Raw genomic sequence first — 17,642 nt, 5'->3', positions numbered from 1 at the left:
ACCGGATGCTACGATTACTGGCTACAATACGAAAAGAATGGTTGTTACTGCTGCGTGACAGAACAGGGTTAACCCTGCTGTTTGTAATGCCGGTTGTACTGATCACCGTCATGGCATTAATAGAAGACGCGCCTTTCCGCGATTACCAGGAACTGAAATTCGATATCCTCACCGTGGATAATGATCAAGGGAGACTGGGAAAATACATCAGAGAAGGCCTCGGACAAACCGGCCAGTTCCGCGTAGTAGACACTGTTAATGGAAACACCGTCACAGAACAACAGGCCAGAGCAATGGTAAATGAAGGCCATTACCAGATATGTATTATCATCCCTAAGGGCGCTACCGGCGCTATTGTCAGTAACGCTAATAAGATTGTCAATGATATCTCCCGCAGAATGGGCATGCCCGATGTACTGCCTGTAAGCAACCGGAAAGACTCATTACATGTCACCGTATACTTCGATCCTGCATCAAAAAAAGCATTCAAAAGCGCCATCCACCAGGCATTGGATAACTTCCTGACCCAGGTAGAGACAGACCTGCTGCTGGAAAGGATCAAAAAACAACTGAAAAAGAAAGACGTTCCGGAGAATGATTCCATGCATATAGAACTGAAGGCAGTAGGACTGAAAGAACAACTTACCGGACCATCCCAGGAGCTGGATGTCATATCCAACTCAGTACAACATAATGTGCCCGCCTGGAGCATCTTCGCCATGTTCTTCATTGTAATACCTATAGCGGGTAATATGATCCGGGAAAGAGAAGACGGCAGCCTGCTGCGCATGAAACTAATACCTGGTTCTTACCTCGCAATCCTGACGGGCAAAATGTTATTCTTTGTGGCAGTATGTGTTGTACAGTTCTACCTGATGATGCAGGTAGGTATTTACCTGCTGCCACTACTCGGATTGCCCCGACTTATGCTGGGACAAAGCTTTCTGGCAGCTTTCATCGTTGCAACCGGTATCGGACTGGCAGCTACCTCATATGGTATACTGGTAGGAACCGTATTTAAAACGCCTAACCAGGCATTGAACTTTGGCGCTATTTCCATTGTAATACTGTCTGCTATCGGCGGTATATGGATTCCGCTGGAAATAATGCCTTCACATATGCAATTTATCGGGCACCTTTCTCCATTAAGCTGGGGACTGGATGCGATTAATAATATTTATCTGAGAAATGTAGGGGTGAGTCACATATGGGTCGATATGGGTAAGCTCGTTATGTTTGCAGCAGTGCTGTTATGCATAGCAGCAGCCATAGAGAAAAGAAGACTGAGCTAATGAAACCTTGTGTAGGCAAGCCATGCATTGACTATTGACGGTAAAACTGTATTTTTACGGCTGCCCTGGCAAAAAAATTGCTGATGGAGCCGGGGCTTCCTGAAAAGGAAAGGAAGTATAAACCTGCAACAAAACTATGGAAGATTTAAAACAGAAACTGAAAGTTCAGATTATTGAAGCGTTGAACCTGCAGGATACCCGTCCTGAAGATATTGATGATAATGCACCGCTGTTTGGAGAAGGTCTCGGATTAGATAGCATCGACTCTCTGGAATTGATGGTATTACTGGAAAGAAATTATCAGATTAAAGTGGAAGATCCCCGCGAAGGAAGAAAGATATTACAGTCTGTTCAATCAATGGCAGAATTTATTCAATCTAAACAACCTGCGTAAGCAATAACCAGGCATGGCGGAACGCGTGTTTATAACAGGGGTGGGCATGATCACCGCCATTGGTGACGACGTAGCAGGCAATCTTCAAAGCCTGCGCGCGCAACAGAGTGGTCTGGACTATACCAGGCTACTGACTACTATCTACAAAGATGTACTACCAGTTGCAGAAGTAAAGCATACTACAGCGGAACTCAGCCAGATGGCCGGCGTATCCGGGCAGGAAGGCTATACCCGCACTACATTGCTTGGCCTCATCGCCATGCAGGAAGCCATCCGGCATGCCGGCATCACCGCCTTACAGGATGAACAGACCGGATTCATAAATGCTTCCACCGTTGGTGGCATGTGTGATACAGAGAATGTTTATTTTGATATTGCCGACCCTGAAAAGGACGGCGACTTTGTAAGATTTATCGATACACTGGACTGTGCTGATTGTACGCAGCGTATAGCAGATGCTGTCGGTATCAACGGATATATTACCACCATCAGTACTGCCTGTTCCTCTTCTGCCAACGCATTGATGTATGGCGCAAGGCTGATAAAGGCTGGTCTGGCCAGACGTGTTATCTGCGGAGGCACAGAAGCCCTGACCCGCTTTACCCTTAACGGTTTCAACTCACTTAAAAATATTGATAAGCGCCCATGTATGCCCTTTGATAAAGATCGTAATGGCCTTAATCTCGGGGAAGGTGCTGCTTATCTCGTACTGGAAAGCGAATCGCTTGTAAGAGAACGAAATGCACCTGTACTGGCGGTATTTAATGGCTACGCCAATACCAACGAAGCCTTCCACCCTACAGCGCCTTCCCCGGATGGAGATGGTGCTTATGCTGCCATGAAAGGTGCTATGGAAATGGGCGGTTGCTTACCTGCAGATATCCAGTATGTAAATGTTCATGGTACTGCTACACTCAGCAATGATGTAGCTGAAGGTATGGCACTTCAAAGGTTGTTTGGTGAGCAGACGCCTAAATTCAGCAGTACCAAACCTTTTACCGGTCACGCACTTGCAGCTGCCGGTGGCATAGAAGCTATCTACGCGGTACTGGCTATCCAGCACCAGTTAATATTTCCTAATCTCCATTTCAAAGAACAAATGGAGGAATTGTACATCACGCCGGAAACCAGTTTACTGGAAGCATACCCGGTACGTCATGTATTATCCAACTCATTCGGTTTCGGAGGCAATAACGCTTCCCTGCTGCTAAGCAAATATGAAGGGTAACTGCTACATACAAGGAATGGCTGCCATTTCTCCTCAACACACTTTCGATGGAGATCTGCTTACTCAGCCCATGATCGTGACCCAGGGAAACAGACTTTCCTGTGTGGAACCGGATTATCGTGCATTTATAGCTCCTAACAGCCTGCGTCGCATGACCAGAGTGCTGAAAATGGGGCTGGCTGCATCCCTGAAATGCCTGCAGGACGGCGGTATTCATGTTCCCGGAGCCATTGTGACGGGTACCGGAAAAGGCAGTCTGCAGGACACAGAACGTTTCATCAAAGAAATACGCGACTTTGAAGAGCGTGCCCTCAATCCGACGCCTTTTATCCAGTCTACCTACAATGCTGTGAACGGACTGATAGCCCTGCAGCAGAAATGTACGCAGTACAACAACACTTTTGTACACCGGGGCTTCTCCTTTGAACATGCCCTCCTGGATAGTCTGCTGCTACTGTCAGAAGGTACACCTAACGTACTGGCCGGCGCATTCGACGAAATCACCCCTGAACACTTCTTTATCAAAGGACGTATCGGTCACTGGAAACGGGAAACTATCTCCAATGATCAGCTATATGCGCATGTGTCTCCCGGAACAATCTCCGGAGAAGGAGCGGCCTTTTTTCTGCTGACGAATACGCCAGGTGAACAGACTTATGCACAGATTGGAGGCCTTCAGTTATTATACAAGCCAACTCCGGCACATCTTGGTACTGCATTGTCCCAGTTCCTGGCACAACGTAATATGCAACCGGAGGATATAGATCTTATACTGACCGGCGCTAATGCTGACAGTAATCACCTGCATTATTATCAACTGCTGGATAGTTATCCACAACGTACTCAGTTGCCATTCAAACATCTCTGTGGAGACTATGAAACCGCTGGTGCATTTGCCTTATGGCTGGCAGCCACTATCCTGAAAGAGCAGCAGATCCCGAAGGCATGGTTTCCGATGGTAACCCATCAGCCGGAAAGGCTGAAGAATGTGCTGATATATAATCACTTCTTCGGAGAGCAACATGTTTTTATGCTGTTACACAGTAAAGATTAACCAGTAATCAGAAAAGATTGATCAGGAATGGGTGTCTCTTTCCTGAAAATATAAAGAGCAGCGGTCCGGAGTAACTCTCCCGGACCGCTGCTCTTTTACGCATTATGCGTGATGTGGCGGATTGGTGCTTACGGATAATTACTTCCTGATTCTGAACACCGGATATCTCAGATAGCCTGGTTCTGAATAGGGTGAGTGCTCATACACATACCGCAATTGTGCATCCCCGCTTTTGGCAAAACTGCTATCAGACGCTTGTTTCTTTTTCAGTTCCTGCTGCAAAGCAGGGTTGGATTGCAGGTAAGCGGCTGCGATATCTTCAAACACATAGTGTGAATAACCTTCTTTACGGGCCAGTATAGGATCAAAGAAATTCCATGCAAAGAAAGAATCTCCGCCGGTAGGTTCCAGTGTTTCCATCAGGTAGCGGTTGGCTACCTGGTTCATAGGAATGTAGTAATCTCCTTTTCTGAACCGGAGCGTATCAGTTGAAGTAGTCACTTTCACATTGCTATGGAGGTAGTGACCTTCGTAAGGACGCTGTGCAGTTTTGTAGTCGGCTATATGGTAAATCTCTACCTGAATGGTCGTATCCTGTGACAATCGTCGCATTTGTACGTTATTATTTCTCAGCAGATCGAGCACATTCCACCAGCCTTGCGGGATGATATAGGCCACTGGCTTTTCCACAAAGTTGCCGGCTACGACATTGTCATAAAACTTCACCTTTTTCTCAAATGGCTTCGTTCTGTCGTAAAAGAGACGAGGCTGTCCTGAGATGTCGCTGGGTTTATACACAGACCCATATCCTTTGAAATTGATATAGCTGAAGTGGGTGGTATCCACATTCCATTCCAGTGGGAACGAAGCCTGAGTTTTCTCTTTCTCTTTTGTTTGTGTACGCAGGGAGCTGATCTCGTCACTGTGCTGACTTACAAAACTGATGAAAGATTCCATGAGTGCGTAGGTGGCCTGTACCCGCTGTGGATAAGGCTTCAGCATATGCGTTTCTGGTACAAATCCGAAGGTATGGAATAAGGTAGTGTATCCACTGGAATACCTTGGACCGTCAGCATAGGTGATCCAGCCGTTTTCCGGTGTTTCACCAAAATGGTTTACGTAGGGAACCAGATCGTAGCCTTTTTCTTTCATCAGGCGATAGATGCCGGGTTCAAATTCTTTATGCAGGAAGTTGCCCATGGCACCGCCCATTTTATTATGCTCTGTAGATAACAGGGTCATAATGTGCTGATAGTCAGCACCGTTACTGACATGGTTATCTATAAACACGTCAGGATCAGTCAGTTGATAAATTTGCTGGAAGGAGCGGGCATTGCGGGAATCTGCTTTGATGAAGTCACGGTTCAGGTCATAGTTCCGGGCATTTCCACGGGAGCCAAATGCGTCCGGACCGTTCTGGTCTACGCGGTATTCAGTACTACGGTTCAGTGCGCCGCCGATATTATATACAGGAATTACGGCCAGGACGATATTATCTGGCAGTTTATTTTTCCCGAGGGCCAGATCGCGCAGCAGTAGCATAGAAGCGTCGATACCATCTGGTTCACCGGAGTGTATACCGTTGTTAATCAGTATGATCCGTTTGTTCTTTTTACGCAGGCTGGCATAATTAAAATCGCCCGAGGGGGAGTAGGTGACAAGATGGAGTGGGAAACCGGCATCTGTGGTACCCATTTCCTTCATGGCTATCTGTGGAAAGCGTTTGTCAAGTTGTTTATAATAGGCGATACATTCCGCATAGGTAGCGGTTTCTTTTCCCTGGGTTTTTTCATACCGGGTGGTCAGGTCCTGGGCGGCAGCTGTACGGCACAGCACCAGTAAGATGGCTAGATGTAAGAGTTGCTTCATGAAAATGGTTACAATGAACGGGTAAAGATATCTTTTACGGGCGAGGAATGAAAGGGGCAGTCGTTCATGATAAGCATTCACGGGGGTATGGTTTGTTATTGGTCAGGTATTCATATTATCCTGCTACCAAAAGGTCACCATAAGGGCACTTGGATATCCCCCCGATATTGAGGTGCCCTTATGGTGATCTTTTGGTGAGGGGATGGTATGAAGATTTAAGCGAAGCCAGAGCACGCATTTTTCGTTAAATGACATCGGATATACTGTTGCGGATTGGAAAAACGAGGGATGATAAAGGAATAATTGGTGTGGACCGGTTTGTGGGAGATAGAATAGGAAAGGGGAGCAGGGTAGGATGACAGGCGGGGCTATTATGGAGGTGTATTAATACAAAAAGCCCTTCCTGTTTACAGGAAGAGCTTTTTGTATTAATTATTTTCAGACAAAGCTGCGCTTACGCGATAGCGTTTACTTTCTTAGAAAGTTTGCTTTTCAGGTTGGCTGCTTTATTTTTATGAATAACATTACGTTTAGCCAACTTGTCGATCATAGAGATCACATCAGACAACTTTTCGTCAGCAGCCGCCTTTTCAGTCAATTTCTTCAGATCACGGATAGCATTACGGGTAGTTTTACCGTAGTAACGGTTACGCTCATTCCGTTTTTTGCTCTGACGTACGTCTTTTTTCGTTGCTTTATGGTTTGCCATTGTTTTAATTTCAAGTTTCGGACGGCAAAGGTAGGAATTACTTTCTTAGAAAACAAATAAAATGGAATTTCCCCGGAATATTTAAGCCGGCCCTTTGCTAAAGAGGTGCAAGATAGGAAAAGTGATCAAAATCAGCAGCTTTATCAATTCACTATTTTTCCGTTTTTCTTTCCCAAAAAAGCAACGATATTTGCAATCCCATATATTATATAAGGGGCATTCAACAGAATAGCAATTTGAATCGAAGCTTTAGCAAAACTCGTTGTAAATGAAGGACTTCTCATTTGTTACCAACTCACATCCTGCCTACATTGAATCTTTATACCAGGATTACCGTAAAGACCCTGGCGCAGTAGACCCGGAATGGAGCAAGTTTTTTGAAGGATTTGACTTTGCGGTAAATAACGTTAATGGAAAAGCAGGAGCGCCGGGAGCGGCGGCTGCCGGTTTACCGGTTAGCAGTGATCAGTTAACAAAGGAACTCAATGTTTACAGACTGATACAGGCCTACCGTAAAAAGGGGCACCTTATTTCCAAAACGAATCCTATTCGTGAGAGGAAAGACAGACAAGCCAACCTGGACATTTCTTTTTACGGCCTGGGTGAAGCAGATCTGAAAACAGAATTTCATGCAGGTCAGGTGCTGGGACTGGGTAAAACCAGCCTGGAGAATATCGTGAACCGTCTGAAGCAGGTATATGCTGCTGCAGTGGGTCTGGAATTTACATATATCAACGACGCTAAGAAAGTCGAGTGGTTACAGCGCGAAATGGAGGGTACCTTCCAGCAGCCTACTACTCTGGACAAGAAAAAACGCATCCTGCTGAAATTGAATCAGGGTGTAATGTTTGAAAGATTCCTTCATACAAAATATATTGGTCAGAAACGTTTCGGTCTGGAAGGTGGTGAAAACACCATTCCTGCGCTGGACGCTATTATCAACACTGCTGCTGACGCAGGCGTACAGGAAGCAGTGATCGGTATGGCGCACCGCGGCCGTCTGAACGTACTGGCAAACATTCTGGGTAAAACGTATGAGCAGATCTTCAATGAATTTGAAGGTCATGCAGTACCGGACCTGACAATGGGTAGTGGCGACGTGAAATACCACCTGGGTTTCCGTTCTATCGTTGAAACACCTACAGGTAAGAAAGTAAATCTGCAGCTGTTGCCTAACCCTTCCCACCTGGAAGTGGTAGACCCACTGGTAACAGGCTTCGCCCGCAGCAAAGCTGACGTTATCTACAGCAGCGACTACGACAAAATACTGCCTATCCTGATCCACGGCGATGCCGCAGTAGCAGGACAGGGTGTAATATATGAGCTGATCCAGATGAGCAACCTGAAAGGGTACTACACTGGCGGTACCATGCATCTGGTAATCAATAACCAGATTGGTTTCACGACTGATTTTGACGATGCACGTTCATCCGACTATTGTACAAGTATTGCTTCTACTGTACAGGCACCTGTATTCCATGTGAATGGCGACGATGCGGAAGCGGTGGTAAAAGTAGCTGAGATTGCAGCACGTTACAGACAGGAATTTAACTCAGACATATTCATTGACTTACTGTGCTACCGTAAGCATGGCCACAACGAAGGTGACGAACCTAAGTTTACTCAGCCAAGCCTGTATGCACTGATTGATAAACATCCTAATCCGCGCGAAGTGTACACTCAGCAGCTGCTGAAAGCAGGTGAAGTGGAAGTACAGGAACTGGCGAAGGAAATGGAGAAAAGCTTCTGGGCTGACCTGCAGGAGCGCCTGGATGAAGTAAGACAGAACCCACTACCTTACCACTATCAGGAGCCTGAAGAATGGTGGGCAGCCCTACGCAAGTCTACACCTGAAGATTTTGAGAAATCTCCGGTAACGGCTATCAAAGAAGAGGAAGTAAGACGCCTGTTCGGTAAACTGATGGAATGGCCGAAAGAGTTCGTGCCTTTACGTAAAGTAGAGAAACTGTTGCAGGATAAAATAAAGTTATTCGAGGCAGAAGGAAAGATTGACTGGGCTACCGGCGAACTGCTGGCATATGCAAGTCTGCTGGCAGAAGGCAAAGACGTGCGTATGAGCGGTGAAGACGTGAAGAGAGGTACTTTCTCTCACCGTCACGCTATCCTGTTTGACGAAAATACCAATGCTACTTATAACAGACTGGGTTCATTACAGGAAAAACAGGGTCAGTTCCGTATCTATAACTCCCTGCTGAGTGAGTTTGCAGTACTTGGTTTTGAATATGGTTACGCTATGGCGAATCCTAATTCACTGGTACTGTGGGAAGCGCAGTATGGAGACTTTGTGAACGGTGCTCAGACAGTGATTGACCAGTATGTGAGCAGTGCAGAACAGAAATGGACTACGCAGAATGGTCTGGTAATGTTATTGCCACATGGTTACGAAGGTGGTGGTCCAGACCACTCCAATGCCCGTCCGGAAAGATTCCTGCAGGCATGTGCTGAATACAATATGATCATTACAAATATCACAACCTCTGCTAACTTCTTCCACGCGCTGCGCCGTCAGCTGACATGGGAGTTCCGTAAACCACTGGTTAACTTCGCGCCGAAAGCCAACTTAAGGCACGCAGGTTCTTATTCACCTGTATCTGCATTCACGCAGGGTGGATTCCAGGAGGTACTGGATGATGAATTTGTTGATGATCCGTCTAAAGTGAAGAAAGTATTGCTGTGTACTGGTAAGATGTACTTTGATCTGAGTGAAAAACAGCAGAAAGAAAACAGGAAAGATGTGGCGATCGTAAGACTGGAACAACTGTATCCGCTGCCGGTAACGCAGCTGGAAGCGTTGAACCAGAAGTACAAAGCTGCTACATGGTTCTGGGTGCAGGAAGAACCATTGAATATGGGTGCTGCATCTTACCTGCAAATGAATCTGAAACAGATCAACTACGGTGTGATCAGCCGCAACCCAAGCGCTGCTACAGCAACTGGTTTTGCGAAAGTACACGCAAGAGAGCAGCTTGAAATTATTGAGACTGCATTTAACATTTAGACGATTCGGTGAAACAAGTTTTCACTTTTAAACATTGATTGCACACAGAAATTAGAAATATGGCTATCGAAATCAAAGTTCCTACGGTAGGAGAATCTATTAGCGAGGTAACAATTGCAAAGTGGTTGAAGAAAGACGGAGATTATGTACAGCAGGATGAGGTGATCTGTGAAATGGAATCTGAAAAAGCCACCTTTGAACTGAATGCAGAAAAAGCAGGGGTATTGAAAATCCTGGCTGACGAAGGCGCTACTTTAAAAGTAGGCGATGTAGCTTGTTCAATTGATACGGATGCTGCAGCTCCGTCCGGATCTGATTCGGCTCCTGCAGCTGCACCGGAAGCGGCAGCGCCTGCACCGGCTCCGGCAGAAGAAGCTCCTGCTGCACCAGCGGTGAATAAAGGGACTATTGAAATGAAAGTGCCTACTGTGGGCGAATCCATTAGCGAAGTGACATTGATCAAATGGCTGAAGAAAGAAGGCGAATATGTAGAACGCGATGAAGTGATCTGCGAGCTGGAATCTGAGAAAGCTACTTTTGAACTGAATGCAGAAGAAGCTGGCGCGTTACAGACTTTAGGTAAAGAAGGCGATGTATTAAAGATAGGCGATCCTATCGCTAAAATAGATACCAGTGTAGGCCGTCCTGCAGGTAAGTCAGCTCCTGCGGCATCTGCTGCTCCTGCTGCTACCCCACAGGCTGCACCACAGGCACAGCAGGCACCTGTAACAGCTATCCCGAACGATGTGAAAACTACGCCGGTAGCCGCTGCAGTAATTGCTGACAAACACGTTGATCCGTCCTCTATCAAGGGTACAGGTGCACATGGCAAAATCAAGAAAGATGATGTCTTTGCTGCGCTGCAGAATCCGGGTGTGTCTCTGGGTCAGGAAATGTTCACCCGCGCTGAACGCCGCGAGAAAATGAGCAACCTGCGTAAGACAGTATCCCGCCGCCTGGTAGAAGCAAAAAACACAACCGCGATGCTGACTACCTTCAACGAGGTAGATATGACCGCGATCATGGAACTGCGTGCTAAGTACAAGGAAGTATTCAAGAAACAACATGAGGTGAACCTGGGCTTTATGAGCTTCTTCACCAAAGCATGTTGCTTTGCATTAAAAGAGTTCCCTTCTGTTAATGCATATATCGATGGCGAAGAACTGGTATTCCACGACTATTGCGATGTATCTATCGCAGTCTCTGCACCGAAAGGTCTGGTAGTACCGGTTATCCGCAATGCTGAAAGCCTGGATATGGCACAGATCGAGAAAAAAGTTGTTGAACTGGCCACTAAAGCGCGTGACAACAAACTCACTATGGACGAGATGACCGGCGGTACCTTCACTATCACTAACGGTGGTGTATTCGGTTCCCTGATGAGTACACCAATCATCAACATCCCTCAGTCTGCCATCCTGGGTATGCACAAAATACAGGAACGCCCGATGGCAGTAAACGGACAGGTAGTAATCCGTCCGATGATGTACATCGCGCTCAGCTATGACCACCGTATCATCGATGGTCGTGAGTCTGTGAGCTTCCTGGTACGTGTAAAAGAAATGCTGGAAAGTCCTGAGCAGTTACTGTTTGGTAAAGATCCACTGAAAGCATTACTGAAACTCTAATTAACGCTTAACGCGGAACGCATAATGCGAAACGCTTAACGCCTGATTGCCTTTGTTGCCAATCGCGTTAAGCGTTTCGCTTTTTTGATAAATAACGCATCTGTACATTATGACCCGCTGGGAGAATTATATCACTGCTGCAGAAAAGATCATTGTGAGTTATGATGGTAAGCTGCCGTTACATCATTTTCTGAAAGGATTTTTTAAACAACATCCTTACATGGGAAGCCGTGACCGCCGGCAGGTATCGCAACTGGTATATCATTATTACCGGCTGGGCCAACTCTGGCAGCAAGAGAAGAGCGTGCAGGAAAGAATATTGCTGGGCACCTTTCTGTGTGAAAAACAAGGCAGTGACCTGTTGCAGTTCTTCCGTCCCGATCTGCAGGAGCAGTCTGCATTATCACTGGATGAAAAACTGGCTTTTGTAGGCGTGACAGATGTACCAGCCATATTCCCATTTACGGCAGCGCTGTCTCCGGCTATTGACAGGAAGGCATTCAACCGTTCATTCTTTATACAGCCAGATCTGTTTATCAGAACGCGTCATAACAAACAATCCGCAATAGTCAGTCTGCTGGACAAAGCAGGTATTGCGTACGAAGTTATTGGTGCAGATACGATAGCTCTGCCAAACAGCACAAAAATCGATACTGTTATTACAGACAAGAGCTGGTATGAAATACAGGATGTATCTTCTCAACAAGTGGGCACATTATTCACACCGGCAGCAGGAGAACAATGGTGGGACAGTTGTGCTGCCAGTGGAGGAAAGTCAATCCTATTGGTGGATAAACAACCAGGCGTAAAACTGCTCGTAAGCGATGTGCGGAATACTATCATTCAGAATCTGCATCAGCGCTTTAAAGAGGCTGGAATCAGGCAATATGAGAGTATTGTGATGGATCTGACAGCACCGGTCATGTCATCAACCCTGAAAGACCGCCGTTTTGATCATATTATACTGGATGCACCATGTTCAGGTTCAGGTACCTGGGGACGTACGCCAGAGAGTATGTCTTTTTTTACAGAGAAGCAGATTACTGAGTATCAGCAATTGCAGCAGAAAATAGCTGCGAATGTTGTACAATTGCTGAAACCGGGCGGATCACTGATCTATATTACCTGCTCCGTATTTGCAAAAGAGAATGAAGAAGTGGTTGCTTTCCTTGAAACAGAAAGTGGACTTCAGCAGCAGGAAGGCGGCGTAATAGCCGGTTATGAAAAAAGGGCGGACTGCATGTTTGCCGTGAAGCTGATAAAGCAATAAAACGCTTAAATTACCCTATGAGAAGATTGTTATGGCTCATGCTGTTACTTGCAGCATGTACCTCATCAACCAGGTCTGAAAAAGAAGAAAAAGACAGGATAGGTACTATTACCAGCCGGATATTAAGTGAAATGAACATGTTTGCATTTCGTCCGTTACAGCTGGAAGGCGATATCAGGCAGATATCTGAAATAACCAGCATAGCAACAGCAGTTGATAATCATACCCGCAGAGACACTATTCGCAGAGAATATATATTCAGAGAGGGCATGCTGCATCAGGTAGCTACTGCCTCCCGCAGGATGCAGGCAGATACACTTACTATCAGGTACGATGCTACAGGTAGAATCAGTGCGCTGATTCATTCAGATAACGCCCAGACGTATAGTACAGAAACATACAGGTATGATACTGCTGGCAGATATGTGGAAAAGGCAGACCGGATTTATAGCGAGGCTTCAAAAAGCACGTATCGTTACAGCCAGGCAAGAGATACAATATGGATTGCCCGGTATCCGGAAGGGAAACAATACCGGTTGTTAGTGCAACAGCGGGGCGATACTATTACGACTGTACAGGATGAATTACCACAGACAGCTGAATCAATAAAGATTATTGAGCAGTACGATCTCAGTAATCAGCCTGTAATAACTGCATTGTACCTGGGCGGTGTGCAGCAGTATAAAACGCTGAAGCAATATGATAAGTACGGAAACATGATTGTAGCAACCCGGTATGCAGGCGATCAGGTGAGAAGCCGTGATACAACCAGTTATGTTTATGATAAAAAAGGTAACTGGACCAGTAAAACAGTGAAGGAGCAATATAAGCGGCAGACTACGGTTATCACGCGGAAGATTGTGTACCGGTAATATGTGGTGGGTAAGGTATAATACATCTGCTTTCTGCTTACGAGAAGATCATATAAAGGGGAAGGGCTGATCAATATGATCAGCCCTTCCCCTTTATATGATGAAGCATTGTTACTGCAATACGCTTCGTTGAATAATGCCCCCTGCAATTACATCATCGCCTTCATAGAAAACGGCTGATTGTCCGGGAGCAATTCCTTTTACATGTTCGTAAAAGTTCACTTTTACCTGTCCGTTTCCATTATACAGGTTGCTCAGTGCACCTTTATCTTTGTAACGGATTTTGGTAATGGCTTCCATACCTTCAGGGATGTGATCGTATTTGATAAGGTTGATACCACCTACAGTCATCTCATTCCTGTTCAGTTCATCTTCGTTACCTAATACAACGGTGTTTGTTTCGGGGATGATTTCCGTAACAAATACCGGGCGGCCTAAGGCAATGTCCAGTCCTTTACGTTGTCCGATAGTATAGAAAGGATAGCCTTTATGATGACCAACGATAGTGCCGTCTCTCAGGACGAAATTACCGCCATTGACCTGTTCTTCCAGGCCATCGACTTTACGCTTAAGGAAACCGCGGTAGTCATTGTCAGGTACGAAGCAGATTTCATAGCTTTCTGCTTTCTTTGCCAGTTCGGGATATCCGAAATCGAATGCCATCTGGCGGATTTCAGTTTTGCGGTATTTACCCAGGGGCAGCAGGGTACGTGCAAGCACATCCTGTTGTAAGCCCCATAAAACGTAGCTTTGATCTTTCAGTTCATCAATACCTTTGCTGAGTACATGACGGTCGTCCTGTTGCCTGATCTGTGCGTAGTGTCCTGTTGCAATAAAGGCACAATCCATGGCATCAGCACGCTTCATCAGCGCACGCCATTTTATATGGGTATTGCACAGAACGCAAGGATTAGGTGTGCGACCTGCTATATATTCGTCAACAAAGTTATTAATAACAAAATCCCCGAACTCGTCTCTTATATCAAGCACGAAGTGAGGAAAACCGTGATGTACGGCAGCTGCACGGGCATCATTAAAGGAATCCAGGTTGCAGCACCCGGTTTCTTTTTTGCTGGAGCCGGCAGATGCATAGTCCCAGGTTTTCATGGTGATACCCACCACTTCATACCCCTGTTCATGGAGCATCAGTGCGGTAACGGTACTATCAATACCGCCGCTCATTGCTACCAGAACTTTGCCATGTCTGCTCATTGTTAAAATATTAAGAGTGCAAAATTACTGATTTTAGTCGAGACACCTCCCCCGGGGGAATATTATGACACGAATGGGAAAGATTAAAACTTTTCGATGGATAGGATAAGGGCTATGGACTATCAGGGATTCGTTTTATATTTAATGTTCAGAGTTCTGCGTTTATTAAAAACACTAATATGTTACCTATTTTAAATAAGGCTCATGTATTGCAGCATCCGGAACTGGGAGTGTCTGAGAGCTATTTTAATTATCCTGAGCGAATCTTACAGTTTGGAACTGGTGTATTATTGAGAGGACTGGTTGATTATCTGGTAGATAAAGCAAATAAGCAAGGTATTTACCAGGGAAGAATTGTGGTGGTAAAATCTACCGGCGGAGATACAACAGAATTTGGCAGTCAGGATAATCTGTTCACAACCAATATAAAGGGTATTGCCCAGGGAGAACTGGTGAATCAGGTGCTGGTGAATGCTGCTATTAGCAGGGTTCTGCAATCGAATGCAGAATGGGATAACATATTAAAGGCAGTAAGGCAGCCAACGTTGCAGACAATTGTATCAAATACGACCGAAGTAGGTATCCAGTATGTAGAAGAGGGGATAGACGGTGTGCCGGTATCATTTCCTGGAAAGCTGCTGGCCATACTGTGGGAGCGTTTCCAGTATTTCAAGGGAGCATCTCATACAGGTTTTGTGATTGTACCTACAGAGTTGGTGGTGAACAACGGGCAGCTGTTGAAAGAGATTGTGCTGAAACTGGCAGCATATAATAAATTGCCGGCAAACTTTGTACAGTGGTTAGAGAATGACAATCATTTTTGTAGTTCGCTGGTAGACAGGATTGTGCCTGGTAAACCGAAAGATCTGTCAACATTGCAGGAGAAAGCTGGTTATACAGATGGGCTGTGGATAGACACAGAACCTTATTTATTATGGGCGATAGAAGGAGATGAGCGAGTAAAGGATAAATTAGGTTTTCATCAGGCAGATAACCGGATGTTGATTGCCCCGGATATAACACCGTTCCGCGAACAGAAGCTGCGTATTCTGAATGGTAGTCATACGATATCTGTGCCGCTGGGCTATCTGAGTGGTATGAATACAGTAGTAGAATGTATGGAAGACAGTTATATGCGGTCCTTCTTTCGTACTGTTATCATTGAAGAAATATTACCAACGATAAAGGATATTTGTCCGCATGCGCCTGCATTCGCAGAAGATGTACTAGATCGTTTTTCCAATCCGAATATAGCGCATAAGTTACTGAGCATCACCTTTCAGGAGAGCATGAAGATGAATGCCCGGAACGTACGTACTATTGTGCGTTATTATGAGCAATTTGAAGCATTGCCAGCCAGTATGTGTCTGGGCTTCGCAGCGATGTTATTGTTCCTGCGGCCACAAAAGGTGGAGAACGGTCAATATGCGGGTCAGCGTGAGCAGGAGAGCTATACTATTACCGATGATAATATAGGCATATTTGCCACTTACTGGACGGAAGTCACCGGCAGAGGAGGGGCAGCGGTAGCAGACATGGTACAGGCAGTGTGTGCAGACCGCCGTTTATGGGAAGCAGATCTTTCACAGATACCAGGTTTTGCAGAAGCAGTAGCGGCCCATCTGCAGGGGATGTTACAGGAAGGAGTGAAAGCATATGCAGACAGCTATAGTAAAGTATTATAAGGAACCAGCACGTTTATGAAACAATTCTTAGATGCTGACTTTCTGTTACAGACAGAGACAGCCAGACAATTATTCCACGATTATGCAAAAGAGATGCCCGTCATCGATTATCATAATCACCTGCCTCCTGATGAAATTGCAGCTAACCGTCAGTTTGAAAACCTGACAGCGATGTGGCTGAAGGGCGATCATTACAAGTGGCGTGCAATGCGGGCAAACGGGATATCGGAAGATGATATTACCGGCAGTGCAGATGACTATACTAAATTCAGACGCTGGGCGGAAACGGTACCTTATACGATGCGTAATCCATTATACCATTGGACGCATATGGAACTGCTGAATCCATTCGGCGTAAAGCAGTTACTGGATGGCGATAGTGCCGAATGGATCTATCAGCATTGTAATGAACAGTTGCAGCAATGGACTACCCAGGCATTGTTGAAACATTTTAAAGTAGACACCTTGTGTACAACAGATGATCCCTGTGATTCACTAGAACATCATAGCGCCATTCTGCAAGCAGGTTTTAATGTACGCGTACTACCGACATTCAGGCCTGATAAAGCTGTAGGAGTAGAGGATGTGGCAGGCTTCAATGCCTATGCAGATAAGCTGGGCGCAGCAGCAGGTACAAACACGGATACTTATAGTCAGTTTATTGCCGCCTTACGTAGCCGGCATGATTACTTTCATGAGAATGGCTGTCGGCTTGCAGATCATGGATTAAGCACATTTTACGCAGGCAATTTTACCGAAGAGGGGTTAGCTGCGGCATATACAAAACTACGCAAAGGACAGCCGCTTACGCCGGAAGAAGCAGATGCATTTAAGGCAGGTACCTTACATTTCATCTGTGAATGGCATCATGAACGGGGCTGGGCACAGCAGTTTCACATTGGAGCGATACGTAACAATAACAGCCGGTTGCTGGGACGTATCGGAGCAGACGCAGGAGTAGACTCTATCGGCGACTGGCAGGTAGCGCAGGCAATGTCTGTATTCTTTGACAGGCTTGATAAAAAGGATAAACTGGCGAAGACAGTGGTATACAATCTGAATCCAGCCTATAATGAGGTATTTGCAACGATGATTGGCAACTTCCAGGATGGCACAGTACCAGGCAAGATGCAGTTTGGTTCTGGTTGGTGGTTCCTGGATCAGAAAGATGGGATGGAGAAGCAGATGAATGCCCTCAGCAATATGGGATTACTGAGCAGATTTGTAGGTATGCTCACAGATTCGAGAAGTTTTCTTTCCTACTCCCGGCATGAGTATTTTCGCCGTATTTTGTGTAACCTCATTGGTAATGATGTCGAGAATGGAGAACTGCCGGCAGATATAAAATGGCTGGGGAAAATGGTGCAGGACATCAGTTATAATAACGCCAGATCGTATTTCGGATTTTAG

General features: G+C 45.8%; 13 protein-coding genes. 10 read left to right on the top strand and 3 right to left on the bottom strand.

All coding sequences use genetic code 11. The annotated features are described in order from the left end of the window. Window positions 1-5: 5 nt before the first annotated feature. The 4 genes from K1Y79_RS13545 (at window position 6) to K1Y79_RS13530 (ending at window position 3,968) form a co-directional block, all read left to right on the top strand. Window positions 6-1,292: an ABC transporter permease gene (locus K1Y79_RS13545; RefSeq protein ID WP_220250608.1), complete on the top strand. Its 1,287-nt coding sequence runs from the start codon at window positions 6-8 to the stop codon at window positions 1,290-1,292. Between the two features lie 136 nt (window positions 1,293-1,428). Beyond that, window positions 1,429-1,686 (top strand): phosphopantetheine-binding protein, encoded by a 258-nt coding sequence (locus K1Y79_RS13540; protein WP_220250606.1) that lies wholly within the window; start codon window positions 1,429-1,431, stop codon window positions 1,684-1,686. Window positions 1,687-1,699: 13 nt separating this feature from the next. Further along, a complete protein-coding gene (locus tag K1Y79_RS13535) occupies window positions 1,700-2,914 on the top strand; it encodes a beta-ketoacyl-[acyl-carrier-protein] synthase family protein (protein WP_220250604.1) in 1,215 nt (404 codons plus the stop codon). Between the two features lie 16 nt (window positions 2,915-2,930). Next, entirely contained in the window at window positions 2,931-3,968 is a 1,038-nt protein-coding gene (locus K1Y79_RS13530; protein ID WP_220250602.1) for a beta-ketoacyl synthase chain length factor, read from the top strand. Between the two features lie 138 nt (window positions 3,969-4,106). Here the strand turns inward: K1Y79_RS13530 and K1Y79_RS13525 are convergent, their stop codons facing one another. Both K1Y79_RS13525 and rpsT read right to left on the bottom strand, forming a co-directional pair. Beyond that, complete coding sequence (locus tag K1Y79_RS13525) at window positions 4,107-5,837, bottom strand: M14 family metallopeptidase (RefSeq protein ID WP_220250601.1); 1,731 nt, start codon at window positions 5,835-5,837, stop codon at window positions 4,107-4,109. Window positions 5,838-6,291: 454 nt separating this feature from the next. Next, window positions 6,292-6,546 carry a 30S ribosomal protein S20 gene (rpsT, locus tag K1Y79_RS13520; protein ID WP_220250600.1) on the bottom strand — a complete coding sequence of 85 codons (255 nt, stop codon included), beginning with the start codon at window positions 6,544-6,546 and terminating at the stop codon, window positions 6,292-6,294. 268 nt (window positions 6,547-6,814) lie between these two features. On the opposite strand from rpsT, the gene K1Y79_RS13515 reads away from it, so the two are divergent. The 4 genes from K1Y79_RS13515 to K1Y79_RS13500 all read left to right on the top strand — a co-directional run bounded on the left by K1Y79_RS13515 (window position 6,815) and on the right by K1Y79_RS13500 (window position 13,335). Then, window positions 6,815-9,565, top strand: coding sequence for a 2-oxoglutarate dehydrogenase E1 component (locus tag K1Y79_RS13515; protein ID WP_220250599.1), 2,751 nt, complete (start codon window positions 6,815-6,817; stop codon window positions 9,563-9,565). Between the two features lie 59 nt (window positions 9,566-9,624). Beyond that, window positions 9,625-11,193, top strand: a complete 1,569-nt coding sequence (gene odhB / locus K1Y79_RS13510; RefSeq protein WP_220250598.1) for a 2-oxoglutarate dehydrogenase complex dihydrolipoyllysine-residue succinyltransferase — start codon at window positions 9,625-9,627, stop codon at window positions 11,191-11,193. Window positions 11,194-11,302: 109 nt separating this feature from the next. Further along, window positions 11,303-12,463, top strand: coding sequence for an RsmB/NOP family class I SAM-dependent RNA methyltransferase (locus K1Y79_RS13505; RefSeq protein WP_220250597.1), 1,161 nt, complete (start codon window positions 11,303-11,305; stop codon window positions 12,461-12,463). Between the two features lie 17 nt (window positions 12,464-12,480). Then, window positions 12,481-13,335, top strand: a complete 855-nt coding sequence (locus tag K1Y79_RS13500) for a hypothetical protein (RefSeq protein WP_220250596.1) — start codon at window positions 12,481-12,483, stop codon at window positions 13,333-13,335. Between the two features lie 111 nt (window positions 13,336-13,446). On the opposite strand, the gene mnmA is transcribed toward K1Y79_RS13500, so the two are convergent. Next, window positions 13,447-14,547 carry a tRNA 2-thiouridine(34) synthase MnmA gene (gene mnmA / locus K1Y79_RS13495; RefSeq protein ID WP_220250595.1) on the bottom strand — a complete coding sequence of 367 codons (1,101 nt, stop codon included), beginning with the start codon at window positions 14,545-14,547 and terminating at the stop codon, window positions 13,447-13,449. 179 nt (window positions 14,548-14,726) lie between these two features. On the opposite strand from mnmA, the gene K1Y79_RS13490 reads away from it, so the two are divergent. Together K1Y79_RS13490 and uxaC are read left to right on the top strand one after the other, a co-directional pair. Continuing rightward, complete coding sequence (locus K1Y79_RS13490; protein ID WP_220250594.1) at window positions 14,727-16,232, top strand: tagaturonate reductase; 1,506 nt, start codon at window positions 14,727-14,729, stop codon at window positions 16,230-16,232. A gap of 15 nt (window positions 16,233-16,247) precedes the next feature. Then, window positions 16,248-17,642, top strand: a complete 1,395-nt coding sequence (gene uxaC, locus K1Y79_RS13485; RefSeq protein WP_220250593.1) for a glucuronate isomerase — start codon at window positions 16,248-16,250, stop codon at window positions 17,640-17,642.

The organism is Chitinophaga rhizophila, from assembly GCF_019492185.1.
GTDB classification, from domain to species: Bacteria; Bacteroidota; Bacteroidia; order Chitinophagales; family Chitinophagaceae; genus Chitinophaga; species Chitinophaga rhizophila.
The sequence above is the reverse complement of the archived record's forward strand: the minus strand, read 5'-3'. Positions and strand labels throughout refer to the sequence as shown.